This window comes from Rummeliibacillus sp. BSL5 (assembly GCF_052928305.1).
In genome coordinates this window covers 58,650-84,380 of sequence record NZ_JAVGCV010000002.1, presented here as the reverse complement: position 1 = coordinate 84,380, position 25,731 = coordinate 58,650, and the positions used below count along the sequence as shown (strand labels likewise).

Below are 25,731 nucleotides of genomic sequence, written 5' to 3'. Positions count from 1 at the left end.
CCCCTTTTTGTTAGAATAAAATGAATAGTCATTCATTTTTACTCTCCTCTATTATATAGAAATCAGAATAATAAAACAATAGACAGCTATTTCTAGTGTCTATTGTTTTTGATTAAGCTCTTATATGTGCAAGGTAACGCCAGCGAATCAAATAGAAGTAACAAATCTGGATAGCGGTAATCCCAGCTAACACGATGATCGTTTCTTTTATGATAGAGAGATCTGCTATGCCTTTCCAGAATACTTGCAACGCCATAAAGGCAAATGTGCTATGGAGCATTGCCAATCCCCATGGTAAGAAGAATTGCGTAATTAATTGGCTATCGACAATTTTTCTTAGTTCTTTATGTGTTACGCCCATTCGACGGAGTGTATCGAATTGTTTTTTGTCTTCTTCAAGACCTGTATATAACTTGAAGTATATAAAGCTGCCAGAAGCAAGGAAGAAGACGGTTGATGCCAACAGGCCGATAAATAACAATAACGCAAAAGTAGAACGGAAAAATGAATAGTCTAAACCCGGATTTTCAAAGTAAAAAGGTAGCTGATTTTGCTGATTGGCCATGTATGCATTCGAAACCATCACATCTAAATCTGTTCCAATATCTTTCGTCTCAGTCCACTGTGGCACATAGAATACAAAGATATGGGTTGTTGATTGTCTTGTTTCTGCTCCTTGGATAGGATCTATAATCATGTGAAAGTCAATGTCATTAACGATAATCACATTCGTACCTAATTCAGTCGGCGAAAATAGTACCTTCGGGTAGACCTTATCAATGGAAAGCGAAACGTTATTTTCCTCAAGGACCGTATTTACTTTTTTCGTCTTTAACTCATTAATAGAATCGAGTGAATACGGCAAAAACATCGCCTCACCAGGTCTTAAATTGACGACTGGATAGCCAAAAACAATGGCCAATCGATTGATATCCGACTGCTTCATAATCTTGACAGACCTTTTTGTATAGGAGGAAGTTTGACGTTTGATATCAAATTTATTCAGGTGATAGCTTAGCCCCTTCTCCTCTAATTCATTAATCAACCCTGAGATATGCTCTCGTTCATACGGATTTCCATATTTACTAGAGTAGACAAGGCCTAACGGGTTGAGCTGATGATATTGATGCGTAAATGTAGACATAGAGCTTAGCGTTCCAACAGCTAAAAAGGCTAATGTCGATACCATACATGTGATAAAAAACATTCTTGCATTTTCCCTCATGATGGCAGATATCTTTGCAAGCGATATAATATGGTACTTCTTCCAGTACCATTTCTTATGTGCCCGTAAGCGTGATAATAAAAAAGGTACGGAGTCTGTAAAAAACCAATACGTTCCCAGCACAGCAAAAGGCGGAGTCAATATTGTAAAGATGACTAGATACTGTTTTTGTATTTGGCTCGCCATTATATAGGCAGCCAACAGCAACAGCATACCAAGAAGCCCTCTCCAAACGGAAAACTTGGATAACTGCTCATTCCGCCAATAACCTCTCAACAAGCTGACTAAATGAACATCCTTTATAAACATTACGCTAATAAAAGAAATGATGACAAATAGGCTTGTAAAAATACTAATGGTCAGCGCAAATGGTTTCCAAGAAAAATATAACGGAAGGCTATCAATCTGCAAAATCTCTCGAACAATCATAAAGAAAAATTTTGCAAATGCATAGCCAAAAAGAATGCCCACAATGATTGCTGCCATACCGATAATCATTGTCTCAAATAAAATCAGTTTATTTAGCTTTCTCTTTTCCATTCCTAACTGAAGCAGTAAGCCAAATTCCGTTAGGCGTGCCTCCAAAAAGGCTCTCATCGAGTACAGCAAAAAGAACAACATAAATAAAACAAGAATTACTTCTGCTATGACCATCCCTTGAAAAGCAATTTCCTGCAGAAATTCATTTTCGAGTTTGGGATGGAACATCAGCATTGAATAAATAAAGAAAACCATAACAGAGGCAACACTTGAGAGAAAGAAAGCTGCATAGACTCGACGATTTCTTATTACATTACGGAATGCGAATTGTCGAAAAGTCACCGACATGCCCTCCTAATAAGCTCAACACATTTAAAATCGCCTGGAAGAAGGTTTGACGATGGTTGTCTTTATAAATTTCGTTAAAATACTCGCCATCCTTTATAAAAAGTACACGGTCACAATAGCTTGCTGCAATCGGGTCATGCGTTACCATTACGATGGTTGTATTTTCCTCCTGATTAATACGGCCAAGCAATTGCAGCACATCTCCTGAAGCCTTGGAATCCAGATTCCCTGTAGGCTCATCAGCCAACAGAAGGGATGGCTGATGGATAATGGCCCGTCCGATTGCTGTCCGTTGAGCTTGACCACCTGATATCTCATTTGGCCTTTTTTGCAGAATATCCAATATGCCCAATTGTTTGGCAACCAGCTGTACCCTTTCCTGCATCATGGAAGGATCTTGGTCATCGAGTGACAAAGGCAATACCATATTTTCCTCAACCGTTAGCATTTGTAAAAGATTGAAGTCTTGAAAAACAAAACCTAGCTGCCTTCTTCGAAAGTAAGCCAGATCATTCTTCTTAAGTTCAGAGGGTTTAATCCCGTTTATTACGATGTCGCCGGATGTTTGCGTATCTATAGTTGAAATCATATTAAGCAATGTGGTTTTTCCGCTTCCTGATGGACCCATAACAGCCAAGAATTCGCCTTTTTCAACTTCAAAGCTTAACTGATTGATTGCACGGTGCGTTACTTTTCCTTCATATACTTTTGTCACGTCTTGTATATTCAATAATGCCATATGAATTCCTCGCTTTTATCATTTTCTAGAAGGCTTTCTTTAACGGGTAGACAAAGCTAGGGAAACAGAATTTTTGTAGGTCTAGTCAAATTCATTCGTGGAAGTGACACTTAAAAGAAATGCGCACTGTTGTACCTTCCCCGACTGCTGAATCAATCTCCATATGATGGCCAAGTTTCTCACATACTTCTTTTGCCAAATATAGTCCCATACCGGTCGATTCGGCTGTTTTCCGGCCATTCTCTCCTGTGAAAAAGGCTTTGGTTACACGTTTTAAATCAGAAGGCGGGATTCCAATGCCTTCATCTTTAATGGTAAGTATGACGTGTCCATGGTCATGGGAGGATGAAATATATACTTTTTTTCCTTTTTCAAACGTATATTTCACCGCATTGGTAATGAATTGCCCAACGATAAACTTAAACCATTTTGCATCTGTCGCTACTATACAATCTTCGTCCACTTTAATTTGAGGATATACCTGATTTTTAATAAATAAACGTTTGTTTTCATTAATAACCGAGCTGACCAATGGTAATAATGCTACCTGTTCAATTTTCATATCCTCTTCAAAAGTATCTAGACGCGCATTCATCAAAACGGTTTCTAAACCTCGCCTTAATCTCTCGACTTCTTCTCGAACACTTTCTCGGTCCAGTTCAGTTTCATCTTGCAGCAACAGCTCCAAAACGCTGATGGGCGTTTTCATTTGATGTACCCATTGATTCATAAACTGCATTTGCCTTTTTTGATGAGCGTATAGGGCTTGAGCTTCTAATTCATATAACCGGTATAGCTCATGTATATACTTTTCAGTGGCTATATTTTCCGGCATTTTAGCATTTTTCTGTAAAGCCTCTTCCATCTTTAAAGGTTTTTGCAGTATTTTCCCATAGAAGGACTGTCTCATAACATAGCGTGTGAATAGGAAAGTAATAGTCAAAATGATTGAGATGATTACTGTATATATGGCTGTATCTGTATTTCTAAAGCCATCTAGCCAATAGAGCAAAAGAATAAATAAAACTAGGAGCAGATTAAAGATTAAAAAACCAATATGATCCTTTATAAATAATTTGATAGAATCCATTGTTATTGTTCCTCTTCACATAATACAAATCGATAACCAGCGCCCCGAACTGTTTCGATAGAAGATTGGATGGAGTAATCGGAGAGTTTTTTTCGTACGCGAGCCATATTCACATTAAGCGTATTTTCATCTACAAATGATTGATCATCCCATAGCTCTTCTAAAAGCTGTTCACGCGTCACGACTTTTGGAGTTGAGCCCATCAATAATTCCAGAATGACACATTCTTTTTTCTGCAGAGGTATAATTTCGTTCTTGCTGTGGAGCTCCATTCTTTCTATATAAAGCTGAAATTGCCCCAGATTAATGACTCTTTCTTTTTGGGATGCCGCATATTCCCCGTATGTTCTTCTTAAATGGCTTTTAATCTTAGCTAGAACAATTTCGTAATTAAATGGCTTTGTTATAAAATCATCTCCGCCATTCTCCAATGCAAAGATTTGATCCATTTCGCCTGAGCGAGCCGAAATAAATATAATGGGGCATGTCGTCACTTGTCTTAACTGGCGACACCAATAATAACCGTCATATGAAGGCAAATTGATATCTAACAGGACAATATGAGGGCTGAACATTTGAAACTCTTCCAAAATGTTTTCAAAGGATTCTACTGCCTTTACATCATAATGATACCTTCTGAGCGTTTCCGCCAACAGAGATGCTATTTTTAAATCATCTTCTACAATAAGGATCCGATGTGTAGCCATTAAACTCCCCCCTTTCAATAAGTGTTCGTTTCTATTGGATTCCTATACAGACAGCCGATTAGTGTGACTGCCTGTACAGAAACAACTTTTTTGCTCGTTTAGTATATAAGCTTTAGGAATTCCTCTTTCGATACACCGCCAAAATAAGTCGGAATGTCGATTCCTTCAAGAGCTTCTCCTATTGCATCTAAGCTGTATCTTTTCCCTTTTAAAGCTTCTTCGATATCTTTCATTTCCCCTACGCCGAAGAAATCGCCAAAGATATGCACATCCTCCATCAAGCCTTTGTTGACTTCTAAGCGCAAGTCAATAAAACCAGATGGAAATTTACTAGAGCGTTGAACATTGAATTTCGGTGATTGGCCATAGTTCCAATCCCACTGTTGATATCGCTCCTCTGATAGTTTATGAATGTTTGCCCAATCTTCATCGGTGAATTCATAGTATTGAATATTTTCTTCTCCGCCAAATATCGATTTTAGGATTTCCATTCGGAACTCTTCAACTGTGATTGGTTTGTCCATAAAGTCCACAATATTGGCTACACGAGAACGGACAGATTTGATTCCTTTTGATTCAATTTTTTCTTTTCTCACTTTTAATGCATTTACGACTTCATCAATATTTGTATCAAACAAAAGGGTACCATGGCTAAATAGGCGGCCTTTTGTAGAAAACATAGCGTTTCCTGAAATTTTGCGTCCTTCAGCAAGGATATCATTGCGGCCAGACAGCTCCGATTGGATACCTAGGTTTTTCATTGCATCCACAACAGGCTGCGTAAATTTCTTAAAGTTTTGGAACGATTCGCCATCATCTTTTGTGATAAAGCTGTAATTTAAATTGCCCAGGTCATGATAGACTGCGCCGCCGCCTGATAAGCGTCTCACAACAATAATATTCTGCTCTTCCACGTAATCTGTATTAATTTCTTCAATTGTGTTTTGATTTCTTCCAATAATGATAGATGGTTGATTTATATAAAAAAGCAAATAAGATTCGTTTTCCACATTTAACGTTTTCAGTGCATATTCTTCAATAGCCAAATTAATACGTGGATCTGTGATTCCTTTATTATCTATAAAATACATTGAATACACTCCTCAGTTACAATACTACGTTTATTTTACAATATATTTGGGTTTTTGTATTGACATTTCTCCACCTGTTATAATACAATACATTATAACAAAGCAGTAATATAACAGATATGTTAAGGAGGAGAATTCAATGTTAGAAAACGTTGTAGAATTTTTCAAAAACTTACCTGATAAACACTGTGTAGAATGTGGCGAAAAAATCGATGAACAAAGTGAGTGCTATGCAAACACTTGTGAACATTGCAATACCTTATAACATCCATATTACTTGCTCTTGTGCTCATTCCTTAGAGAATGAACCTATAAGTAATTTGCTTACAACATTTGCTTACAACAAAATCGCAGAAAAAGGATTGTGAATCTCATTCACAATCCTTTTTCTATTAGATACATAGAAAAGACCAGAGAATACAATTCTCTGGTCTTTTCTTTTTAATTATTCAGCTGCTGCTTCTCTTGAGAAACGTTTTTTGTAACGCAAAATGAAATAGCCGCAAGTAATGATTAAGAATACAACCATGCAGGAAATTAATACAACTGCATTAAAGGCAAAGAAGCTCATATCGCCTGTGGAGATGGCTGCTCTAAACCCTTGGATTGAATACGTCATCGGTAAGAATTTATTAAATACTTGTAATGGTTTTGACACTAATTCTAATGGGAATGTACCCGCACTTGTTGTTAATTGCAATACTAAGATAATGATCGCAATAAAACGGCCTGGATTATCTAGGATGGAAACAAGCATTTGAATTAGTGCTAAGAATGTGTAGCTTGCCAAAACAGTCATGAATATAAACGCTGGTACATTGACTACCTCTATTTTTAGGAAAAATAAAGCGATAATGACAACAAGTGTCGATTGAACCAATCCAACAACAGCTAAAACGGATACTTTACTTAAGAACCAAGAAAAGCCGTTTTTCGGTCTGATTGCTGCGTCTACAAATGGATAAATAATCGACAGCATGAGGGCTCCAACGAATAAGCCGAGAGAAAGCATAAATGGAGCAAAACCTGTACCATAGGTTGGTACTTTATTTACTTCTTGTTTCTCTACTTCGACCGGTTCACCGACCATATCATATGTTTTTTGATTTGCTTTAATTTTAGAAGCTTGGTCATGGGCATCTGCTAGTTTACCTTGCAGTTTACCCGCACCGTCTTGCAATTCGCCTGCACCTGATGCAAGCTGGCTAGAACCGTCAGATAGCTGTGCTGATCCGCTGACTAATGATTTGGTACCGTTGCTTAATGTATCTAAACCTGTTGCCAGCTGGCCTGAACCTGTTTGCAATTGACCCATGCCGCCAACTAATGATTTGGTACCGTTACTTAATGTACCTAATCCTGTTGATAATTGACCTGAACCTGCTTGCAATTGACCAATACCGCCAACTAATGATTTGGTACCATTGCTTAATGTACCTAATCCTGTCGTTAATTGAGTAGAACCATTTTGTAGTTTACCCATACCATTTGCAAGTGAGTTTGTGCCATTGCTTAGTGTACCAAGGCCTGAAGTTAATTTACCTGAACCTGTTTGCAATTGGCCTAATCCATTATCAAGCGAAGAAATACCTGTGTTTAACTGACCAGCACCTGCATCTAATTTTTTCGCACCCTCAATTGAACTGTTCCATTTGTCTGCAAGCTGGCTTGTGCCGTCTGCCAAATCTTTTGTTCCTGGGGCAAGTTCATTTGAGACGGATTGATTCATTTGATCTAAACCTTTCGCTACATCTGCTGCGCCTTGTTTTAGTTTAGATAAGTCGTCTCCCGTACTTGGTGCATTAATGCTGCTTATACTTTGGTTTACTTGTGAAGTAACTTCACTTAGTTTTCCAGCTCCTGTATTCACAGTTGACGCATCTTTATCTACAGCATTAGCCGTCTGTAGCAATGCTTGTTTTTGCTCTGCGGGAATATCCATATTATTAATTTGTTCAATTAACTTTTTCGTATTGGCAGATAAAGATGAGCTATTAGCTGTCAGGTTGGTTGCTTTGCCATTTATATCTGCAACACCTGTTTTTAATGACTGGATTTGATTAGGAAATTCACCAATAAGATTCACCAGTTTTGTTACACCGTTAGAAACATTAGCAGCTCCAGGCACTAGTTCTGATAAGCCCCCACTTAATGTTGCAACGCCATTATTTACTTTTTGTGCTCCATCATTTAAAGCTTTAATATTAGCTGTATTGCCTTCTAATCCTGAAACGAGGCTCTCTGTTCCTTTTTTCAAGTCAGATGAACCTGTCTGCAATTGAGTGGAACCACTCTTAGCTGAGTTGATACCATTCTGCAATTCTTTCGAGCCATTGATAGCGGATTGGGCACCGTCATTTACCTTATTCGCACCGTCTGCTGCTGAGTTAATACCATTTTCTAAATCCTTTGCACCTGTGGTTGCCGAATTAGCACCATCATTTAATTTATTCGCACCATCGGCTGCTGAGTTAATACCATTTTCTAAATCCTTTGCACCAGTGGCTGCTGAGCTGGCACCATCATTTAGCTTATTCGCACCGTTCGCTGCTGAATCCACGCCATTTTTTAAGTCATAGGCGCCATTTTTGGCTGATTGTGCTCCGTTATTCAGTTTTGTGGAGCCTTCTTTTGCAGATTGAACACCTTCATTGAGCTGATTTGCGCCTTTATCCAGCTTGCCGGCACCTGTTGCTAGTTTGCCAGCACCATCGGCTGCATCGCCAAATCCATTGCCCATTTTCTTTATATTAGCAAATAATGTTTTTGCATAAGTTGCTGATACTTGTTTATTGACTTCTTTACGAACCAATTCGATTGCTGAATTCCCGATTTGGCTTCCCAAGAAGTTATACCCTTCATTTGGCCGGTATATGATCTTCATTTGTTCGGGATCATCTTCTAATAAAGAACCTGCATTTTTAGTGAAATCTTTTGGAATAAGAATTTCTAAATAATAATCGCGATTCTTCAAACCATCTTTTCCGGCTGAATCGGAGACTTCCTTAAACTTAAATTTATTGCTGTCGATTAACCTTTCGACAAGGTCATTCCCTAGGTTTTGCTTTTTGCCATCCAATTTTGCTCCAGTATCATCATTTACAATAGCTACTGGGAGTTCATCCAAGTGTGAGTATGGATCCCAATACGCCCATAAATATGTACCCGCGTAAATAATAGGAACAAATAAAATGGCGATGATAGCAACTAAAACCTTTTTAGAATGAAAAATTGCACTCCATTCTGCTTTAATCACGCTTTTAGTCCTCCTTAATACCAACTGACCCAATTGTTCAATTGGTCAATTTTATTCAAAAAGAATTAGGGCAAAAGCCCACGAAAAATAGTGTTTTGAAACAATGAAGCGATTTGGTCTTCGGTTAACTCTTTTTCATGTGTTTGACCCCAGTCGGCTACAAATGCAATATATGCTTTGTATAACAAATATGCAACAAGCTCAGAATCACATTCACGCAATTCCTTTTTTCCTATCGCAATATCAAATTTTTCAGCAATATAGGATACTATCTCACTTTCTACCCGTTCGAGCATAATTTTAACCGCTGGTGTTCGAAGTTCTTTTTCTTCCTCTACCAGCTTCGCATAAAGTTGATGCACCTCACGGAATTGCAGGATTTTCATCAATACACGGTGTGCATTATCTCTAAAAGGCAATGTAGGATCTATTTCAACCTCTACTTCTGCTTTCATTTCTAGTATCATTTTTAATACAATTTCCTGAAGCAGGATTTCTTTATTGGCGAAGAAAGTATAAATAGTTCCTTTCCCAACGTTTGCTAATTTAGCGACTTGTTCCATTGTAGTCGCTTTGTACCCAAACAGTGAAAAAGACTTGGAAGCCGCTTCTAGAATCTCTTGCTTACGATCCATTTTGTTTCTCACCTACTTCCATCAAAAATAAAATTGACCAGAAAACATTTTCAGTCATCTGGTCAATAATACTACATCATATTTTTAGAATGTGCAACTATTTTTTTCAGCTATTAATGGTCGTCTTCATCCTTTTTGGAATGGTCCATATCCATCATATTCGTATCCATTTTTCCATCATCTTTATCTTCTTTGACTTTGCTGAGGTCTGGCTTGCCTACAGTTATTTTTTTCTTTGGCATTACATGCAGGCCGCGTGCGGTAGTATGTGCATACATATAGTAAACACCATCATGGCTAAATTTAGTTGTTGCTTTATACACACCGTCTTTATCGAGTTCACCCATTAAAATTTCACTTTTATCACGGTGGCCTGATTCCCATACTTCAAATTTCACTTCGTCTGCATCGTCCACAGCTTTATCCGCTTGTGTAACGTGTGCCACTAATTCTATATCTTTCTTGGCCTTTACATGATCAGGTGTTTGGATATCCACCTTCACCTCTATAGCAGATTGGCTTGCATTTTTAGAGGTATCATCATTCTTAGATGTATCTGCATTATTGCATCCTGCTAGAACACCAGCAATGATCGCAACACTAATAAAAGCTTTTTTCATTTCTTATCTCCTTTTAGAAAGAGTGTTCTCTTAGTAAAAACTCTATCCCTTAAGAGATAGAGTTAGGTTGTTGTTTAGGCATTCGCCAATGTTTTTTGTACAACATCTGCTAACGCGTCAATGAATAACGGGTTGTCGTTTGGCATTTTAGGGCGATGATAGTTAGCACCTAATTCTTCGCAAACTGTTTTACATTCATAGTCATTGTCATATAGCACTTCTAAGTGTTCAGCTACAAATCCAACTGGTGTATACACAAATGAACGGTATCCTTTGTTATTGTATAAATCACGAGTTAAATCTTGAACATCAGGTCCAAGCCAAGGATCTTTTGTTTGGCCTGCTGATTGCCATCCAAATTCCATATTCTTTACGCCAGTCCGTTGTTGCAGAATTTCAGCTGTTTCATGCAATTGATCTGCATATGGGTCACCCATTGCGATAATTTTTTCAGGAAGTGAGTGTGCACAAACGATTAAGCATGCTGTTTCACGTTCTTCATCAGACATTGCATCGAACTCTGCATTAATTTTTTCTGTCCAATATTGCAGGAATTTTTCTTCTTTATACCAGCTGTCAATCGTATGAATTGTTAGATTGCCAAGTTCAGCAGCTTTGTCTAAAGCTCTTGAGTTGTAAGACTTGGTAGAGAAAGATGAAAAATGCGGTGCAAGTACGATTGATACAGCTTCTGTAATGCCGTCATTGTGCATTTGTTCTACTGCATCTTCAATGAATGGCGCAATATGTTTTAGACCGATATACAATTTGAATTCTGCGTCATCTTGGATCTCATTTAAGCGTGCTTCTAACGCTTTACCTTGTTTTCTTGTTGTTTCTGCTAAAGGTGAGATGCCGCCGATTGCTTGATAACGGCTACGCAAGTCTTCAATATGCTCATCGCTTGGACGGTGACCGTGACGAATATGCGTATAGTAAGGAATTAAATCCTCTTCGCTATTTGGCGTTCCATATGCCATTACTAATAGTCCGATTTGTTTTTTCATAATTAAGACACCTCATTTATATTTTTCTTATGCTCAAATATAAAGGGATATAACAGTTTTCTTTCCCTTTAAATGCTTAGACGTTATTTTGCAGTGCTTGCGTTTGCTTTTACTATTTGTGCGCTGTATTCATGAATAAACGCTGTTAAACGCTTTAAGACATCCGGATTTACAGATGGGAATACACCGTGGCCTAAGTTGAAGATATGCCCAGGTACTTGTAATCCTTGGTCAATAATTTCCTTCGTACGATTTTCTAGTACTGACCAGTCAGCTAATAGCAATGTAGGATCTAAATTACCTTGTACCGGTTTAGTAATGCCCATTTGGCGTGCCTCTTTAATTGGCAAACGCCAATCTAAGCCGACTACATCTACTGGAAGGTCATGCCACTCCATAGCTAGGTGGCTTGCACCAACACCAAACATAATCATTGGCACACCTTCGTCTTTCATTTCTTTAAAGATTTTTTCCATCACAGGTTTGATGAAGATGGAATAATCTTGTTGGCTTAATGCGCCTACCCAGGAGTCGAAAATTTGGAACGCTTTCGCGCCTGCTTTGATTTGAGCTTTTAGATAAGTAACAATCATATCAGCCAATTTATCCATCAAGACAAACCACGCTTTTGGTTCTGATACCATAAAGGACTTTGTTAACGCATAGTTTTTAGAAGGGCCCCCTTCAATCATGTAGCTTGCTAGCGTAAATGGTGCACCGGCAAAGCCAATTAAAGGAACATCCAGCTGTTCTTCTGTTAAAAGTTTAATCGTTTCAAGCACATATGGTACATGTTCTTCAGGATGGAACTCTTGCAGCTTGCTGACATCGTTTGCAGTCCTGATTGGATTGGTAATAACCGGTCCGACTCCTTCTTTAATCTTCACGTCTATTCCCATTCCAGGAAGCGGTGTAACAATATCTTTATACAAAATGGCAGCGTCTACATTATAGTTTTCCACTGGCAAACGTGTTACATAAGCGCATAGCTCCGGTTGGTGAGTAATCTCCTCTAGTGAATACTTTTCTTTAATTTTGCGATATTCCGGCTGCGAACGACCCGCTTGCCTCATATACCAAACTGGCGTATACGCCGTTCTTTCTCCTCTCGCCGCGCGCAGGAGCGTATCATTAAATGTTCCCATGGCAAGTAATCTTCCTTTCATAATTAGTAAATTAGTTTGACTCGACATTCATATCCAATTTTATGATAGACGTTTATTTCAGACTTGTATAGTTCAACGTGCAATTTGTCAAAAAAACGTAGGAATTTGCGACATTATTTTGACAATGCCTTGCAATCAGCAATAGTCTAGTGAACTTCGGCTCCCATTTCAGACTTTTCTCACTTATACCCTTTAGTAACTGTTTCTATTATTAACTCACCTAGCAAACGTTTATACTTAAAGCTATTAGGGAATACATATAATAAAGTAAAGGTTTTCTCCAGCGCTTATTTTTTACTTTCATTAGGAGGAATAAATTATGTACGTATATTTAACTTCAGGCACACCGGAATTTATGGAAAGCATTCAACAAAAGCATAGCAATGAAAATATGATCTTACTTTATGGGGCCGACAAAACCGTCCTGCTTCATGAATCTGAGAAGAAAAGCGTCTTCGCCACGCCTAAAAGCTACGAGATTGTCCATCAAGTAGGTCAACTCGAACAAAATGGATTCTACGCGTTAAACTATATTCCTGTAAAAGAAGAAAGCCATCTTGTATTTGAAGATAACTTCTTAAAAGTAATCGAAAAACTGAAAGAGGAGCCAGGCTTTAATTCCTACCGACTATTACGACCACGTCCTTTCCAAGATGAAGCCTATATTTCTTTGACTGTGTGGAATGGTCCACATTCATTTGAAGCTTGGAAAGCAAGCCCAACCTACAAAGAAACCTTCGAACATCCCAAAAAGAATATCAATGGAGTGGATACAGGTAACATCTTTGTCAGCCATCCATACGTAAAAACATATACCACAACCAAACTAGAAGAGGAAGAATAATAATAAAAAAGAAGATGGAAAGCGCCAACTGGCATTCCATCTTCTTTTAATTCATTTTACTTGCTCAAACGAAGTGTCATCTCCCCTACAACCCATACAATCAACGCTTGAATATAGAAGTAAGGCGTCATGATACCAGCAAGCCCAACAATGAGACCTTGGACAATGATGGTATAACGGACAATTTTTACGCTTGCTAATTGACGTGAATTGTCTGGTAAAGGAAACAGCATGTCCATTCGAAAATCGTTAGACGATGTGAGCGCTTGTTTCAGCTGAATAGCTGTAGCGAAGGCCATTGCACCGACAATTACGCCAATCACAATCGGCATATGAACAAATGCGGCTACTAAAGCGGCTATCGCAGTTAATCTTACCCATAGATAAAAGTGGTCATCTGTTCGAATAAATGTACGGAAAACTAAATATTCCTGCGTATTCTTTTTAGCATAAGGAATAACCCCGTAAAGGAAATCCAACCATGCTCTCCGTTTAATACTGCCATGAATATGTGGTACGTCCGTGAAATAATTGGCAAATCGATAGATGCCCATCATGCGGTTTTCTTCCAATTTAACAAAATGCTCATATGGGAATGGCAATTCTTTCATTTTGTTACGCCAGTTAATTGGATACACTACTAGAATCACTACCAGCACAACAATCGGTATGATTTGCACAGAAAGAATAGAACTGATGAGGACCCCAGAAATAATCATGCGTACAAGACGGTCTACCCAGGCATAATGGCCTTTGTATGCCCATCTATACATAAACTCACTGTGTACATTCCAGTATTTTATTAAGAGTGCTGCTACTAATCCAACAAATATGAGAGATGGCTTTAATCCTGCCACTTGTCGCAGCATCGGCCATGTTACTAGATAAAGAGCCAGCACCAAGATCATTTGGGAGCTGAACGTATACTTGAGCGCCTTTTTAAAATACAGGGGCAACTTTGTTTCAAGTGGCAATAAATAGACTTCATCAGGCTTTCGTATTAAGGTAACTGGACGGCTTAAACCGACCACTAGACCAATAATAGCACCTGTCAGCCAAATGGCAGGAAAATCGCTAGAAGCTGTTTTAAGCCATTCACTGTATTTATAGCCACCCGCTCCAAGAACGAACATTATGACAATCGCCAAATGTCCGGTAAAAACGTATCGCATGTATTTTTGGATTTCGCCCATATAATGGCCAAATCGCACGCGCCACACATCAAGCAAATTATTCATAATGCTGCTCCTTTGTCATCGCGATGTATAAATCATCGAGCGTAGCATGAGGCATATTGAATGCTTGGCGCAAATCATCCATTGTGCCATGAGCCCGCAGATTGCCGTTATGCAACAACAAAATCTTATCGCAATATTTCTCAGCAGTCGCCAGCACATGCGTAGACATTAAAATAGAAGCTCCCTCTTTTTTCTTTTCATCCATTTGGTCGAGCAATGATTGGATTGCTAATGGATCCAAGCCAACAAACGGCTCATCGATAATATATAGTGATGGATCTACTAAAAAGGCGCACATAATCATCACCTTTTGCCGCATCCCTTTTGAAAAATGAGATGGGAACCAGTTCAGTCTTTTTTCCATTCTAAATTCTTTTAATAGCGGTTCTACACGCTTGTCCCTTGTTTCAGCGTCAATTCCGTATGCCATTGCCGTTAATTCAAGATGCTCTTTCAATGTTAGCTCATCATAGAGAACGGGGGTTTCTGGAATATAGGAGAATGATGAACGATAGGTTTCTATATCATCCTTAATGGAAACGCCATTAAGCAATATTTCACCCTTTTGCGGCGTCATCAAGCCAATAATATGCTTAATTGTTGTACTTTTACCCGCACCATTAAGACCAATCAATCCAACTAACTCTCCTGGTTCAATTGCAAAAGATAAATCATGAATTACAGGCTTTCTTGTATAGCCGCCCGTTACTGACTGTAATTGTAATACCGTCATTTCTACGTCACTCCTATTCTTCTTCTAGTTTAGCAAAAATTCTTCTATCTATATAGAACAAACTAAGGGCTTTTCAACGAATACGCTGCTATTTTCAATCTAAATAACGCATTCTACGGAGCGACAAATCTAATTATCGGCCGCTTCTCTTCCCACTGGAAGATCTCTAACCCAATTTTACTTCATTCTATATAAGAGTTCCAAATATGGTAAAATGAAAAGCAAATTAGTGAAAGGTGTGTTATTATGAGCGATTGTTTATTTTGCAAAATCATTGACGGCTCTATTCCAAGTACAAAGATTTATGAGGACGAATATGTCTATGCCTTTATGGATATTATGCCATTAACCAAAGGCCATACATTGCTTATCCCAAAAGAACATGTGAAAAATGTGTATGAAATGTCTGAAGAAACTGCAGCCAATCTTTTTAAAGTAGCACCGCGTATAGCAAATGCTATCAAAGATAGTTTCCAACCTGCAGGGATGAATTTATTGAACAACTGCGAAGAAGCCGCCGGCCAAAGCGTCTTCCATTTCCATCTGCACTTTATACCAAGATATGATGAAACGGATGGATTTAAAACAACTTGGATTACAAAAGAAGATGAGTTTGCTCCAGAAATGTTAAAAACATTGGCAGACGAAGTAATCGCCAATTTGAATAAATAAATCTTTCAAGGATATCCCCTTGCCTTTTAACGATGGCAATTGTAAAATCAATATAAGTTTTCGCTTTCGATCAGGAGGATACGAAAGGAGAACGAGAGTTGAGTTTAGTCAATAGAATAGGAGAGATGAGAGTTGAAGACAAAAAATCTTGTGTTAATGGCATTGCTTGTAGGGATCGGTGCCGCATTATATGTGGTGATTCCAGGTTTTAATGGAGGCATGAAGCCAGATTTCATGCTGACCATGATGTTGATCGGAATATTATTGTTCCCCCGTCCAAAAGAAGTATTTCTGCTTGCCATTGCAACAGGTGTCATTTCGGGGTTATTTTCTACTTTCCCTGGAGGTTTTGTACCGAATATTATCGATAAAATTGTCACAGCCTTTATTATTTATGCGGCAGTGGCTTTACTGAAAAAGGCAGCCCATAAACTCCCTGTATCAACTATTTTAGTGGGAGTTGGCACAATTGTATCTGGTAGCGTGTTCCTTAGCACTGCTATTTTCCTTGTAGGTGCAAAGGTTCCATTTACACTGCTTTTCCTAACAGTTGTATTGCCGGCTACAGCGATGAATATAATCGCTTTTACCATCATCTATCCAATTATCGTGAACTTAGTGAAGCGATCTAATTTTATAACAGCTATAACGAAAGCATAAAAAAGGAGCTAACCCAAATGGGTTAGCTCTTTTTAATAATAATTATAGTTTTGATGTCGTCTCAGTTTCCTTCAGCAACCATTTAAACCACTTGCCATTTCCTTCTGTTTCAGCAATTGTCTGTTGGTGTTCTACTCCGTTCAAGTAGTAATCGAGATGTAAATTGAGGTCTTGAATATTGTTGTAGATATGAAAAACATCCCGTTCTTGACCAATGGATTTCACAATACTTAAAAGTTGTTTTTTTGTCTCCTGTGGCATTTGGTTAGCTACATGTGTATGAAATAAACAGACCGTACTATTTGTTGGAATTTGGCTCACAAGATCTCTCAATAGCGAAACGCCATCCCCTTCCACCAATTGAACAGGACATTCTTCAATATAACTGGCAGCACACACAAACATCGCAAGTCTTTCTTTGTGCTCTGGCCATATGAGCGATTTCAGCCATATATATTCTTCCTCATCCATTAAATCGACTGTATTTAAATCAATTCCTACTCTTGATGACACAGGTGGAGGTGTTGAGGAGACATGAGGAGCCATCTCTCCTTTTAAGGTGGAGGTGATATGTAACCTTGACTCTGTATTTCCAAAAACTTCATCTTCTTTATAGGAATAGGCGTACTGATCCCAGAGAAGTTGCAAACCGGCACTTGTACCAATTTCAATAAGCGCTAAGGGTTTTTGTGACTTTTCATAAATAAAGCTAAACACAGGATAAAGATAAGCGCATCTTCGCACTTCATTCGTTTGAACCAGTTTCGTCTGCAGCAGATGAATAATGTCATTTTTATGTTGCACACAAAACTCTTTAAAGTAATCGAATGCTTCATTAGGTAATTTCGCTTCAACCACAATGCTAGGATAAAACTCTTTTAGTTTATGTTCAGTTCCTTTTAATAAAAGATAATGGACTGCTCCAAATAATAAATTAGGAACAGGCTGTCCACTTCGCGTATGTGTGCACAATTCTAGGAGTTCATCATCCTTTGCAATGGCCAATGAAAGTGTTTCATATAATTCACTGGAGTCCTTACATTCTGTTTCTGCAAAAGTGATAAACCTTTGAGATAATCTTTTCAACATATCGTTATTTTGCATAAATAATTCCCCTTTAATAAAACTATTATTTTTGCAAATCACTTTGGGCTAATCCCCTTTGCTTTCTTTATAACTTCTTGAATAAATGGCTCTTTTGCTTTCGTATAGGCAGGTCTATCATACTTATATTTTTCCGCTAGCACTTTCTTCAGTCGAGCGTATTGTGAAAGTTCTGTTGGATGGGTTCTTAAATAATCCCGAAAGAGAATTTTGTTATTCCACTCACCGCTATTGTATTTATAGACATGTAGATGATGTGTCCCCGCTCTCCGTGCCCCTTTTCTAAAAAACCTACGATTCGGAAATTCCTTATGTTCAACATATTCATAGCCTAATTTCTCTAACGGCCGTATATACTTATCTACCTCTTCCAAGTCTCTTACGGCAACCATTATATCCAATATTGGTTTTGCTTCTAATCCTTTGATAGAAGTACTGCCGAAATGTTCGATTACAACGTTTTTATCGTTGAATACTTTTATTAAATCTATCTTTTCCTGTTCATACATTCTTGGCCAATCGGCATTATATTCTTCGATTACTACTTGTTCATCCATGAAAGATTCTCCTTATTTTCATTTAATGCGACACTAGCTTTTCATTACATTCAGCAGTAAGAATAGAATCCTCATTTCTAAAAATGTAAAATATCCATGGACGTATTATTCTTTTTTCATCTAAACCTCACATTTCTACTTACCGCTACCGCTAGAGGTTAGCTCGTTTGACAAACTTTCTTATAATAGATAAGAGTTGTACAATCATTTATTTTCTTGCTGAAGCCCGTCTGCTTATAGCCCATCTTTTCGTATAAGTAACAGTTTCTCTTTTCCTCTACTATCGTCGCTAACTCCCAACTAACAGCCTGAGGGTACATTTCTTCAACTAAATGAATAACCTTCTGAGCAATACCTTTCCCTTGATATGTAGGTAAGATGAACATAGGGCTAATCCAAAATTGTGTTTCTTCTTTCCATGAAATACATATAGCCCCTACCAGCTTGTTGCTAGCTAAGATTTTAAAAAAGCTACCATCTTCTCTATTAATTCTTTTTAATACTCTTTCCATGCTTTCATTTGCTGGATTGATTTCATCGTCTTTGTATTTCTCTAACAATGGTTTAAATGCTGCTACTTGCATATTAAAAATAGCTTGTGCATCATTATCTGTTGCCTTTACTAGGTTAATTTCCATCCTTTCACCCACTTATCAATTTAATTAACTTTCATACACTATGACTGTGTTAATAAGTCTCTATTAAATAAAGCAGTTGAATAAAAATTTCGATTGATGATATTCTTCGTTATTTGTCTGATCACTTTCGCATTCCTTAATGAACCATCAGTCATAGCTAAAATGTCTTTTGAATGGACCCATTTAAAATTAGTAATCGCTTCTTCACGTAAGCTCACTTCTCCGCTAACAATTTCCCCTATAAAGTGGAATAAAATAACCTGATCACTTGAATCACTTGTGAAGTTATAAACGCCAGTTGTAAGAAGTAATTCCACATCTAATCCCGTTTCTTCTTTGACTTCTCTAATGGCAGCGGCCATAATATCTTCATTTTTTTCTATTCGACCCGAAGGAAAATTCCATTGATTTATTCCAGAATCTCTTTTTTCTTCAATCATTAATAATTCCTTATCTTTTATAATCGATACACTAACAACTAAAATCATATATTTCTCATCTCATTTATATTTTAGTTTACCACTTCACCTTTAAATTCCTTTGTTAGTACGTAATTCCACAATCGTTCCTTCAGGTGCTTTCACCTTACATAAAGATCCATTTTCGACATGATAGATGATTTCCCCATCCTTCAAAATAAAATGGGATTTCAATTCTTTTAATCGCTCGACTTCTAGTGGAAGGTTTTCCACCCATAAACAGAAATGAACTAGTCCTTCACTATTCGAATTAGCCTCGACTAGCAGTTCACCAAACTTGCCTGTTTGTAATTCGATATAAAAGTCACCTAACTTCAACCAAGTATTAAATGCTCGTCCATGAAATTTTGGTGTTTCCTCAACCACTTCAAACCCTAAGGCCTTTGTATAAAATTCTAAGCTTTCTTTATATGTATTAGTTTGTATACACAAATGGTGTATATAACGTTTAAGCATGAAATCTTACTCCTTTTTCTTGTATGTATTCTAATTAAGACTGAAAGGGCTAAAAAATTAGCCCTGTCTATTTATAATTTAATACGCTTGTTTCTTAGTATTGAGTAGTCCCATTAGAGTGCCAATCCATGTACCCGCAAGAATACTTACAGCAGTAAATAAGTAACCCAATCCATCCCACCCACGAACAAAATATATACTATAAATTACTAAACCGATACATATTAAACTCAATATAAATGAAACTGAATATAAAGTTTTTCTAGATACCTTGTGGGCAATAAAGTAAACAACCATAAGAAATAGAATCCCTAGAACCAAAATAGGCGTCCATCCCGCCAGCATTAATGTACTCATTTATATCACCTCCATTATTATTCTATTCTGTCATCCTGTTAAACGAACCTAGCGCAGAGATTCAGGAATCGATTAAGTACTGATCAAAGAACACTTTTACTCTTTGCCACGCATCAAATTGTGCATGTGCATTATCTTTTGGATTTCCACCAAACAACAATTGCATCCCGTTCCCATAAGGGAGAACCAATTGAGTGGTTGGTAAACCAGGAGGGCCAAAAGAGTGACCTGCTTCTGGATAATTGATATGCTCATAATCATAAGGATGATTGTGTTCTTTCAATCTGGTTATCACTTTTTCTGATAACACATCTGAAGGCCATAGCTGGTCATCCCCACCTGAAATCAAAAGAACTGGTCCCTTAATATTTTCTACTTCTATTTCTGCTTCTTTCTCACCCTCTGCCCAAAAGTGGTAGGTTTTGCGCCATGATATAGGCTTTCCTGCTTGTTTTGCCTGTCGAATTTCTTCGCCAACTTCTTTTGGCACCTCACCATAAGCAAAGGGAAATGATTTCCCTTTAAATTGCCATGAAGGAGCGCCAACGGCTGATTGCCCGATCCCTGGATAAATAACGCCACTTGGCACAAAGCCTACAACTGCCTTGATAGACGGGAAAATGGAAGCACTTAACAGGGCTAGTTCACCGCCCCTAGATGTTCCCATTAACCCAATTCTTGTATCGTCTACCTTTGGATGATCAATCAACCAATCAATGGCTCTATCAATGTAATCCAAAGGGATATCTATTAGCTCTTTTGGTAAGTCTTCCATACCAAAATACGCCAAAGCTAATGTATTAAATCCATAGGAAGCTAACAATGCGGCATTACTTTCTCGCAAGCCACCCTCTGATCCGCCTAATACAATGATGGTAGGGAGTGGACCGCTCTTTGAATGACAAAAGAATGTACCAATCAGCCCTCGTTCACGTACTGGAATTCTATCCACTGCTGGAGATACTACATGACGCGTAACAGAATGAGTGGCTAAGATTTCATGTTCCTTCATGACCGTTATTTTTGTTTCCAATGGCTGTAGAGGCGTTTTTCTCTTTGGCTCATAAGTCAGCGGAATCATTGACCAAAAAAGCCCCATTGCATCAGGCGCAGAATAAGTACCTGATAGCGGCTGTGCTTTCGCCAAGTTAATTTCTCCTTTGGAATCAGACTTGAATTCTGCAAAAGATTGCCAGCTAGTTCCAAGGTTATCCCTCATTTTTGCTTGGACTGTTACAACCTGATGGGATGGAAGGTTTGAAATTTGGATTTCTAAAGATGTATCTAGTAATGAACTATTTTGTGCAACATGTATTACTGGATTCATTGCTTTCCTCCTATGTAAATTTCGTTAGCTGTCATGATCCACTAGTTTTTATGTGCTCCTATCATATGTCTCGTATTAAATAATAATGAAATCAATGACTCGTGATATGGAATAAATTGGCCCTCCGAAATTAAATGAAAAATGTCTTCTTTAGCTGCCCACTTTACTTGGCTTACTTCTTCAGTTGGCAGTGGAAGTTTCGGGAGGTCTACATCTGTTTCGATCACATAGTAATCATCAAATCCATACTCGAAGTTAACTGTTACAGAAGGGCGCAGTTTTTGAAGATTAAGCACAAGACCAATCTCCTCTTCCACTTCTCTTTCTGCAGCCTGTTGGCTTGTTTCCCCTGCTAATGCACTGCCGCCCACCGTAAGATCCCACATGTTCTGCCAATCATCCTTATCCGGCTGCCGCTGTTGAATCAGCATTTCACCTTGCTGATTAAAAAGACATACATGTATAACTAAATGAAAGTCCCCCTGCTCAAAAGCATCACCGCGCCTCATCTGTTTACCTGTCAGCTTTCTGTCTTTGTCGTAAACATCCCACATTTCCATGAAGATTCCCCCGTCCGATCGTAATTGGTACAAGTTTATACAGGTTCTCCATTAAATACTTTTAGACTTATCAGGTTAATTTTACGTCTGATAAACATTTCATACTATTTATAGAATTCCGGAGGCTTTCGGCACTTAGTAGCTTGTTCAAAAGCAAAAGCTAGTTTGATTAAGACATCTTCACTAAAGGCAGTGCCTGCAAAAGTTATACCAAAGGGTCTTCCACTTTCCATATATCCCGCAGGTATAGCTATGGATGGATAACCTGCTTTAGCACTTATGGTAGACCCAATATATGAAGGAAAGACAATAGCATCCAGTTCATATTTTTTCAACGCATGGTCAATTCCTTGTTCTTGAGAAAAATATATATCTTCTATTTTCGACAATAAATATTCAGGATTTCTTAACGTGTTAGAGATATCTTCTCTTTGTACCAATTTATCCTGACCATATTTCAATGCTTGTTCTTTGATACTCTTATTAAATTGTATTAATTCAGATATTGAGTGAACAGGAATATAAGCTGGTAATTTAGCAAGATAATTATTTAAACTATGCTTTAATTCATACATTGAGACACCCCAATTCCATTCTCTATAAAAAGACGGAATTTCTATATTCTCAATAATTTCAGCTCCTTGTTCAATCATTAACTGAATAGAATTATTAAATAATCGTTCATCATATTCCTCTGACTCTTTGTATTCTTCAGAAATGTTATTAAACATACCGATTCTAGCACCGAATAATCCTTTTGAATCTAAGCACCCTGTATAATCTTGTTGTGAATTCCCTTCATTTTTATAGGTGGCAATATCATTTTCATCTGTCCCTGTTAAGGTACCAAGTAAAATGGCCGCATCTGTAACAGTTCTTGCGAATGGCCCCGCCGTATCCTGTGAGTATGTAAAAGGCATAATGCCACTTCGACTAATTAAACCGACAGTTGGTTTAATACCAACTACTGAGTTTTGTATAGCCGGACTAAGGATGGAGGCATCAGTTTCTGTTCCTACCGATAACACAGAAAAGTTCGAGGCAACTGCCACTGCAGAACCCGAACTGGATCCCCCAACAAATAGCTTAGGATCACCATAAGGGTTTAATGTTTGTCCTCCTCTAGAACTGTATCCTGCCCACATTTCACTCGACATGGCATTGGCTAGCTCTGTCATATTTGTTTTACCTAAAATAACAGCCCCTGCTTCACGTAGCTTCTTCACGAGAAATGCATCCTGCCTAGCTAAATGATTTTCTAAGGCAATTGTTCCTGCACTCGTATGCATGGAATCTTTTGTTTCTATATTATCTTTGATGACAACTGGAATACCATGTAATGGTCCCCTAGCACCCTTTCGCTTTCTTTCATTATCTAATGCTTCAGCTATAAATATGGCTTCTGAGTTTATTTCAATCATAGAATTGATGGTTGGCCCGCTTTGGTCATACTTAGCTATTCGATATAAATAGTACATTACGAGCTCTTTTGAAGTTATTGCTTCCTCACTCATTGCTTCTTGAATGTCATTGATAGTGAGTTCTTCTTTTAAAAAACTATTAAACCTTATATCCATGCTAGTTCTTCAATCCCTAAGTTTTTGTAACACTTCATCGACATTCTCCCATTCATAAATCAATTCATTCAACATTTTCCCGCCAATTTGAATTTGGACATTTCTGATTAAATTAGCGCCATAATGTTCATAAAATAGGCGAGTTTTATTTTCTTCTAGGACCTCTACAAAAATTCTTTCATAACCCATTTGGTTAAAATGTTTGAATAGTTCCTTCATCAGCAACTTCCCAATGCCTTTTCCTTGGTACTCCTCTAGGATATAAATGGAGGTCAGATCACATGCGTTTTCCACCAGGTTGTCTTCTCTCTTCCACCCGTCCGCAAATCCAACAATTTGTCCCTCATTATTGACCGCAACAATGGCATACTTATCTCCACTAGCAATGTTTTTCTCCCATAACTCAGTACGTTTCACATACGACAATTTATTTAAAAAGTCTTCTGGAATAATGTCTTTATAAGTTGTTCGCCAGCTATCCACGTGAACTTTTGTAATTCCTGATGCATCATTCGATTGTGCCCTTCTTATTTCCATGACTCTACCTCGATTCATATAGAATTACGACTGACCTTTGAATAAAAGCTGTTCCCGATTTCTAACATTCGATTACAATGTGCACTAAAAATCCTCTAACAATAAAAAAATCGACAAAATCTACTAAATATAATATTCGCATTTAATCTATGTAACTCCTGCTAATTAATAGGATTTTTTTCCAAATTACATTCCTTTCATTGAATTCCGAAATTAAAAATATTAAAACACTACAATTATATCTATAAATACGATATAATCTGTATACACGATATAAAGGGAGTGCATTTTATATGATTCAAGACATAAATAAATATTTCACTAATATTTATTTCTATTTACACCCTAACCAAGAGGAAGCTATTTCCCACCGAAGTGTTCGTATTTTGCAAATTGTAGAGAAAAAACAATTTGTCACAATCCGTGATATTGCAGATCATCTGACAATTTCACATAATACCGCTTCGGAACATGTGAAAAAGTTAGTAGATAATGGATGGATCCATAAAGAAAGATCCATTGAGGATCAACGAAAAGTCTATCTCCATTTAACTGATAAAGGTAAAGCTATTTTGAAAAAAAACACGGAACTAGACGAAGAAAAATTGCAGGACGCGCTTAATAAATTAACAAGCGTTGAGAGAAATAAGATAGTTGAAGCGTTTCAACTATTAAGTGAGGTATCCAAATAAATGTACTTACTTCTAAAAATTTTAAGTTCAGCAGTCATTATTGGCGTTGTTACGGAATTGGCAAGACGATTCCCTTTATATGGAGGTATTGTAGCTGCACTACCATTGATCAGTATATTAAGTATTATTTGGCTAACGATTCAAGGAGAAGCTACGCATACAATCAATAAATTTACACTCGGTGTTCTGGCAGGTTTTCCGGCAACTGCGATTATGCTGTTTGTCATATATATCTCCTTAAAGCATTCTTTACATCTTGCATTGGCATTATCATTAGGGATAGCTGTGTGGGGCGTATTTTTAATCGGACAAAAATTTATCATAGGCGCTTTTATTTCATAGTGTACATATGAAAGTTTAACTGTGAAGACCTGATTCTCTTTTCTCTACCTTCCAGTCCAAAAAAATAACAATTTATTTTTCTAAAAACATGTTTTAATATAGTATATAAAGGAAATGAATATAATAATGAAAGGAGACTGAATACTATGAAAATCTCTAATTTCTTACTTGGCATGACTACTGGCCTATTAGGAGGGGCAGCAGCTATGCTTTTCACAACACCTCAATCTGGCAAGGACTTTCGCAAATCTCTTTCAGATACAAAAGATTCAATGAATGCACAACTACAAGACCTAAAAACGCAGGTTCAAAATATGACAGACTCTATTAAAACAATTAAAGAAGAATCAAAATCAACTATCCCGCACTTTGTGGATGATGTGAAATCTTCCGTTAATGAATGGAAACAAGAAACAACGCCTGTTCAAAACAAATTGCAAAGCGATATTAAATCATTGCAAAGCTCTGTTGAAGAAATTCAACAACAAGTGGAAGAATTTAAAAATCGTAAAAAGAAATAATTTACTTGGGCAATATAGTATTACAAAAAAATTTCCTTCTTTAATATTTTCGAATTTCATTCTATACTACTTA

The 25,731-nt window shown here is 37.5% G+C and carries 29 protein-coding genes; 7 read left to right on the top strand and 22 right to left on the bottom strand.

Annotation, left to right across the window (positions count from 1 at the left end; genetic code table 11):
* Nucleotides 1-112: 112 nt before the first annotated feature.
* From RCJ93_RS10925 to RCJ93_RS10905, 5 genes are all read right to left on the bottom strand, one after another.
* Entirely contained in the window at nt 113-2,053 is a 1,941-nt protein-coding gene (locus tag RCJ93_RS10925) for an FtsX-like permease family protein (RefSeq protein WP_446739010.1), read from the bottom strand.
* On the bottom strand, nt 2,019-2,792 hold the full coding sequence (locus tag RCJ93_RS10920; RefSeq protein WP_150285027.1) for an ABC transporter ATP-binding protein: 774 nt from the start codon (nt 2,790-2,792) through the stop codon (nt 2,019-2,021). Before RCJ93_RS10920 ends, RCJ93_RS10925 begins: the two co-directional genes overlap by 35 nt.
* A 91-nt stretch (nt 2,793-2,883) precedes the next feature.
* A complete protein-coding gene (locus tag RCJ93_RS10915) occupies nt 2,884-3,882 on the bottom strand; it encodes a sensor histidine kinase (RefSeq protein ID WP_147196267.1) in 999 nt (332 codons plus the stop codon).
* A gap of 2 nt (nt 3,883-3,884) precedes the next feature.
* Nucleotides 3,885-4,589 (bottom strand): response regulator transcription factor, encoded by a 705-nt coding sequence (locus RCJ93_RS10910; protein ID WP_446739009.1) that lies wholly within the window; start codon nt 4,587-4,589, stop codon nt 3,885-3,887.
* A gap of 98 nt (nt 4,590-4,687) precedes the next feature.
* A complete protein-coding gene (locus tag RCJ93_RS10905) occupies nt 4,688-5,680 on the bottom strand; it encodes a lipoate--protein ligase (protein WP_150285026.1) in 993 nt (330 codons plus the stop codon).
* A gap of 139 nt (nt 5,681-5,819) precedes the next feature.
* On the opposite strand from RCJ93_RS10905, the gene yhfH reads away from it, so the two are divergent.
* Nucleotides 5,820-5,945 carry a protein YhfH gene (gene yhfH, locus RCJ93_RS10900; protein ID WP_084246941.1) on the top strand — a complete coding sequence of 42 codons (126 nt, stop codon included), beginning with the start codon at nt 5,820-5,822 and terminating at the stop codon, nt 5,943-5,945.
* 180 nt (nt 5,946-6,125) lie between these two features.
* On the opposite strand, the gene RCJ93_RS10895 is transcribed toward yhfH, so the two are convergent.
* From RCJ93_RS10895 to hemE, 5 genes are all read right to left on the bottom strand, one after another.
* Nucleotides 6,126-8,936: a YhgE/Pip family protein gene (locus RCJ93_RS10895; RefSeq protein ID WP_446739008.1), complete on the bottom strand. Its 2,811-nt coding sequence runs from the start codon at nt 8,934-8,936 to the stop codon at nt 6,126-6,128.
* A gap of 65 nt (nt 8,937-9,001) precedes the next feature.
* The gene (locus tag RCJ93_RS10890; RefSeq protein WP_147196261.1) at nt 9,002-9,571 is read right to left on the bottom strand and encodes a TetR/AcrR family transcriptional regulator; all 570 of its coding nucleotides are present in this window, start codon (nt 9,569-9,571) and stop codon (nt 9,002-9,004) included.
* Nucleotides 9,572-9,684: 113 nt separating this feature from the next.
* Nucleotides 9,685-10,191: a FixH family protein gene (locus RCJ93_RS10885; RefSeq protein ID WP_446739007.1), complete on the bottom strand. Its 507-nt coding sequence runs from the start codon at nt 10,189-10,191 to the stop codon at nt 9,685-9,687.
* Nucleotides 10,192-10,265: 74 nt separating this feature from the next.
* On the bottom strand, nt 10,266-11,198 hold the full coding sequence (hemH, locus tag RCJ93_RS10880) for a ferrochelatase (RefSeq protein WP_251647566.1): 933 nt from the start codon (nt 11,196-11,198) through the stop codon (nt 10,266-10,268).
* Nucleotides 11,199-11,281: 83 nt separating this feature from the next.
* The gene (gene hemE / locus RCJ93_RS10875) at nt 11,282-12,343 is read right to left on the bottom strand and encodes a uroporphyrinogen decarboxylase (protein WP_446739006.1); all 1,062 of its coding nucleotides are present in this window, start codon (nt 12,341-12,343) and stop codon (nt 11,282-11,284) included.
* Between the two features lie 340 nt (nt 12,344-12,683).
* On the opposite strand from hemE, the gene RCJ93_RS10870 reads away from it, so the two are divergent.
* Nucleotides 12,684-13,208: an antibiotic biosynthesis monooxygenase family protein gene (locus tag RCJ93_RS10870; protein ID WP_446739005.1), complete on the top strand. Its 525-nt coding sequence runs from the start codon at nt 12,684-12,686 to the stop codon at nt 13,206-13,208.
* A gap of 56 nt (nt 13,209-13,264) precedes the next feature.
* On the opposite strand, the gene RCJ93_RS10865 is transcribed toward RCJ93_RS10870, so the two are convergent.
* Both RCJ93_RS10865 and RCJ93_RS10860 read right to left on the bottom strand, forming a co-directional pair.
* Complete coding sequence (locus RCJ93_RS10865) at nt 13,265-14,446, bottom strand: ABC transporter permease (protein ID WP_150285020.1); 1,182 nt, start codon at nt 14,444-14,446, stop codon at nt 13,265-13,267.
* Nucleotides 14,439-15,179, bottom strand: coding sequence for an ABC transporter ATP-binding protein (locus tag RCJ93_RS10860; protein ID WP_066789558.1), 741 nt, complete (start codon nt 15,177-15,179; stop codon nt 14,439-14,441). The genes RCJ93_RS10865 and RCJ93_RS10860 overlap by 8 nt, the downstream gene beginning before the upstream one ends.
* A 246-nt stretch (nt 15,180-15,425) precedes the next feature.
* Here RCJ93_RS10860 and RCJ93_RS10855 point away from each other — a divergent pair, with 246 nt between their 5' ends.
* Both RCJ93_RS10855 and RCJ93_RS10850 read left to right on the top strand, forming a co-directional pair.
* Complete coding sequence (locus RCJ93_RS10855) at nt 15,426-15,851, top strand: HIT family protein (protein WP_066789561.1); 426 nt, start codon at nt 15,426-15,428, stop codon at nt 15,849-15,851.
* 132 nt (nt 15,852-15,983) lie between these two features.
* Nucleotides 15,984-16,511, top strand: coding sequence for a tryptophan transporter (locus RCJ93_RS10850; RefSeq protein WP_446739004.1), 528 nt, complete (start codon nt 15,984-15,986; stop codon nt 16,509-16,511).
* Between the two features lie 42 nt (nt 16,512-16,553).
* Here RCJ93_RS10850 and RCJ93_RS10845 read toward each other — a convergent pair whose 3' ends face one another.
* The 10 genes from RCJ93_RS10845 to RCJ93_RS10800 form a co-directional block, all read right to left on the bottom strand.
* A complete protein-coding gene (locus tag RCJ93_RS10845) occupies nt 16,554-17,615 on the bottom strand; it encodes a DUF2332 domain-containing protein (protein ID WP_446739003.1) in 1,062 nt (353 codons plus the stop codon).
* Nucleotides 17,616-17,653: 38 nt separating this feature from the next.
* A complete protein-coding gene (locus tag RCJ93_RS10840) occupies nt 17,654-18,172 on the bottom strand; it encodes a GrpB family protein (RefSeq protein ID WP_446739002.1) in 519 nt (172 codons plus the stop codon).
* A 158-nt stretch (nt 18,173-18,330) separates the two neighbouring features.
* On the bottom strand, nt 18,331-18,810 hold the full coding sequence (locus tag RCJ93_RS10835) for a GNAT family N-acetyltransferase (protein WP_446739001.1): 480 nt from the start codon (nt 18,808-18,810) through the stop codon (nt 18,331-18,333).
* 38 nt (nt 18,811-18,848) lie between these two features.
* Nucleotides 18,849-19,298 carry an NUDIX hydrolase gene (locus tag RCJ93_RS10830; RefSeq protein WP_446739000.1) on the bottom strand — a complete coding sequence of 150 codons (450 nt, stop codon included), beginning with the start codon at nt 19,296-19,298 and terminating at the stop codon, nt 18,849-18,851.
* Nucleotides 19,299-19,340: 42 nt separating this feature from the next.
* Nucleotides 19,341-19,745 (bottom strand): VOC family protein, encoded by a 405-nt coding sequence (locus tag RCJ93_RS10825; protein ID WP_446738999.1) that lies wholly within the window; start codon nt 19,743-19,745, stop codon nt 19,341-19,343.
* Between the two features lie 78 nt (nt 19,746-19,823).
* Complete coding sequence (locus RCJ93_RS10820) at nt 19,824-20,102, bottom strand: YesK family protein (RefSeq protein WP_446738998.1); 279 nt, start codon at nt 20,100-20,102, stop codon at nt 19,824-19,826.
* A 61-nt stretch (nt 20,103-20,163) separates the two neighbouring features.
* On the bottom strand, nt 20,164-21,429 hold the full coding sequence (locus RCJ93_RS10815; protein ID WP_446738997.1) for an acyl-CoA thioesterase/bile acid-CoA:amino acid N-acyltransferase family protein: 1,266 nt from the start codon (nt 21,427-21,429) through the stop codon (nt 20,164-20,166).
* Nucleotides 21,430-21,470: 41 nt separating this feature from the next.
* On the bottom strand, nt 21,471-21,989 hold the full coding sequence (locus RCJ93_RS10810) for an NUDIX hydrolase (protein ID WP_446738996.1): 519 nt from the start codon (nt 21,987-21,989) through the stop codon (nt 21,471-21,473).
* Nucleotides 21,990-22,093: 104 nt separating this feature from the next.
* Complete coding sequence (locus RCJ93_RS10805) at nt 22,094-23,566, bottom strand: amidase family protein (protein WP_446738995.1); 1,473 nt, start codon at nt 23,564-23,566, stop codon at nt 22,094-22,096.
* Between the two features lie 9 nt (nt 23,567-23,575).
* Complete coding sequence (locus RCJ93_RS10800; protein ID WP_446738994.1) at nt 23,576-24,103, bottom strand: N-acetyltransferase family protein; 528 nt, start codon at nt 24,101-24,103, stop codon at nt 23,576-23,578.
* Nucleotides 24,104-24,396: 293 nt separating this feature from the next.
* Here RCJ93_RS10800 and RCJ93_RS10795 point away from each other — a divergent pair, with 293 nt between their 5' ends.
* The 3 genes from RCJ93_RS10795 to RCJ93_RS10785 all read left to right on the top strand — a co-directional run bounded on the left by RCJ93_RS10795 (nt 24,397) and on the right by RCJ93_RS10785 (nt 25,658).
* Nucleotides 24,397-24,795, top strand: coding sequence for a MarR family winged helix-turn-helix transcriptional regulator (locus RCJ93_RS10795; protein WP_150285008.1), 399 nt, complete (start codon nt 24,397-24,399; stop codon nt 24,793-24,795).
* Nucleotides 24,796-25,137: a DUF3147 family protein gene (locus tag RCJ93_RS10790; RefSeq protein WP_150285007.1), complete on the top strand. Its 342-nt coding sequence runs from the start codon at nt 24,796-24,798 to the stop codon at nt 25,135-25,137. It begins immediately after the preceding gene.
* A gap of 146 nt (nt 25,138-25,283) precedes the next feature.
* Nucleotides 25,284-25,658, top strand: a complete 375-nt coding sequence (locus tag RCJ93_RS10785; RefSeq protein ID WP_066789583.1) for a YtxH domain-containing protein — start codon at nt 25,284-25,286, stop codon at nt 25,656-25,658.
* Nucleotides 25,659-25,731 lie beyond the last annotated feature (73 nt).

Bases quoted from the DNA above. Each gene is read 5' to 3' on its own strand.
- RCJ93_RS10825 (WP_446738999.1), bottom strand. From the start codon at position 19,745: ATGCTTAAACGTTATATACACCATTTGTGTATACAAACTAATACATAT.
- RCJ93_RS10840 (WP_446739002.1), bottom strand. From the start codon at position 18,172: ATGGATGAACAAGTAGTAATCGAAGAATATAATGCCGATTGGCCAAGA.
- RCJ93_RS10920 (WP_150285027.1), bottom strand. From the start codon at position 2,792: ATGGCATTATTGAATATACAAGACGTGACAAAAGTATATGAAGGAAAA.
- RCJ93_RS10905 (WP_150285026.1), bottom strand. From the start codon at position 5,680: ATGTATTTTATAGATAATAAAGGAATCACAGATCCACGTATTAATTTG.
- RCJ93_RS10860 (WP_066789558.1), bottom strand. From the start codon at position 15,179: ATGACGGTATTACAATTACAGTCAGTAACGGGCGGCTATACAAGAAAG.
- RCJ93_RS10810 (WP_446738996.1), bottom strand. From the start codon at position 21,989: ATGGAAATGTGGGATGTTTACGACAAAGACAGAAAGCTGACAGGTAAA.
- RCJ93_RS10890 (WP_147196261.1), bottom strand. From the start codon at position 9,571: ATGGATCGTAAGCAAGAGATTCTAGAAGCGGCTTCCAAGTCTTTTTCA.
- RCJ93_RS10785 (WP_066789583.1), top strand. From the start codon at position 25,284: ATGAAAATCTCTAATTTCTTACTTGGCATGACTACTGGCCTATTAGGA.
- RCJ93_RS10835 (WP_446739001.1), bottom strand. From the start codon at position 18,810: ATGGAAATTAACCTAGTAAAGGCAACAGATAATGATGCACAAGCTATT.
- RCJ93_RS10855 (WP_066789561.1), top strand. From the start codon at position 15,426: ATGAGCGATTGTTTATTTTGCAAAATCATTGACGGCTCTATTCCAAGT.
- RCJ93_RS10885 (WP_446739007.1), bottom strand. From the start codon at position 10,191: ATGAAAAAAGCTTTTATTAGTGTTGCGATCATTGCTGGTGTTCTAGCA.
- RCJ93_RS10820 (WP_446738998.1), bottom strand. From the start codon at position 20,102: ATGAGTACATTAATGCTGGCGGGATGGACGCCTATTTTGGTTCTAGGG.
- hemH (WP_251647566.1), bottom strand. From the start codon at position 11,198: ATGAAAAAACAAATCGGACTATTAGTAATGGCATATGGAACGCCAAAT.
- RCJ93_RS10800 (WP_446738994.1), bottom strand. From the start codon at position 24,103: ATGGAAATAAGAAGGGCACAATCGAATGATGCATCAGGAATTACAAAA.
- RCJ93_RS10830 (WP_446739000.1), bottom strand. From the start codon at position 19,298: ATGATTTTAGTTGTTAGTGTATCGATTATAAAAGATAAGGAATTATTA.
- yhfH (WP_084246941.1), top strand. From the start codon at position 5,820: ATGTTAGAAAACGTTGTAGAATTTTTCAAAAACTTACCTGATAAACAC.
- RCJ93_RS10845 (WP_446739003.1), bottom strand. From the start codon at position 17,615: ATGCAAAATAACGATATGTTGAAAAGATTATCTCAAAGGTTTATCACT.
- RCJ93_RS10910 (WP_446739009.1), bottom strand. From the start codon at position 4,589: ATGGCTACACATCGGATCCTTATTGTAGAAGATGATTTAAAAATAGCA.
- RCJ93_RS10870 (WP_446739005.1), top strand. From the start codon at position 12,684: ATGTACGTATATTTAACTTCAGGCACACCGGAATTTATGGAAAGCATT.
- hemE (WP_446739006.1), bottom strand. From the start codon at position 12,343: ATGGGAACATTTAATGATACGCTCCTGCGCGCGGCGAGAGGAGAAAGA.
- RCJ93_RS10925 (WP_446739010.1), bottom strand. From the start codon at position 2,053: ATGTCGGTGACTTTTCGACAATTCGCATTCCGTAATGTAATAAGAAAT.
- RCJ93_RS10790 (WP_150285007.1), top strand. From the start codon at position 24,796: ATGTACTTACTTCTAAAAATTTTAAGTTCAGCAGTCATTATTGGCGTT.
- RCJ93_RS10795 (WP_150285008.1), top strand. From the start codon at position 24,397: ATGATTCAAGACATAAATAAATATTTCACTAATATTTATTTCTATTTA.
- RCJ93_RS10805 (WP_446738995.1), bottom strand. From the start codon at position 23,566: ATGGATATAAGGTTTAATAGTTTTTTAAAAGAAGAACTCACTATCAAT.
- RCJ93_RS10915 (WP_147196267.1), bottom strand. From the start codon at position 3,882: ATGGATTCTATCAAATTATTTATAAAGGATCATATTGGTTTTTTAATC.
- RCJ93_RS10815 (WP_446738997.1), bottom strand. From the start codon at position 21,429: ATGAATCCAGTAATACATGTTGCACAAAATAGTTCATTACTAGATACA.
- RCJ93_RS10865 (WP_150285020.1), bottom strand. From the start codon at position 14,446: ATGAATAATTTGCTTGATGTGTGGCGCGTGCGATTTGGCCATTATATG.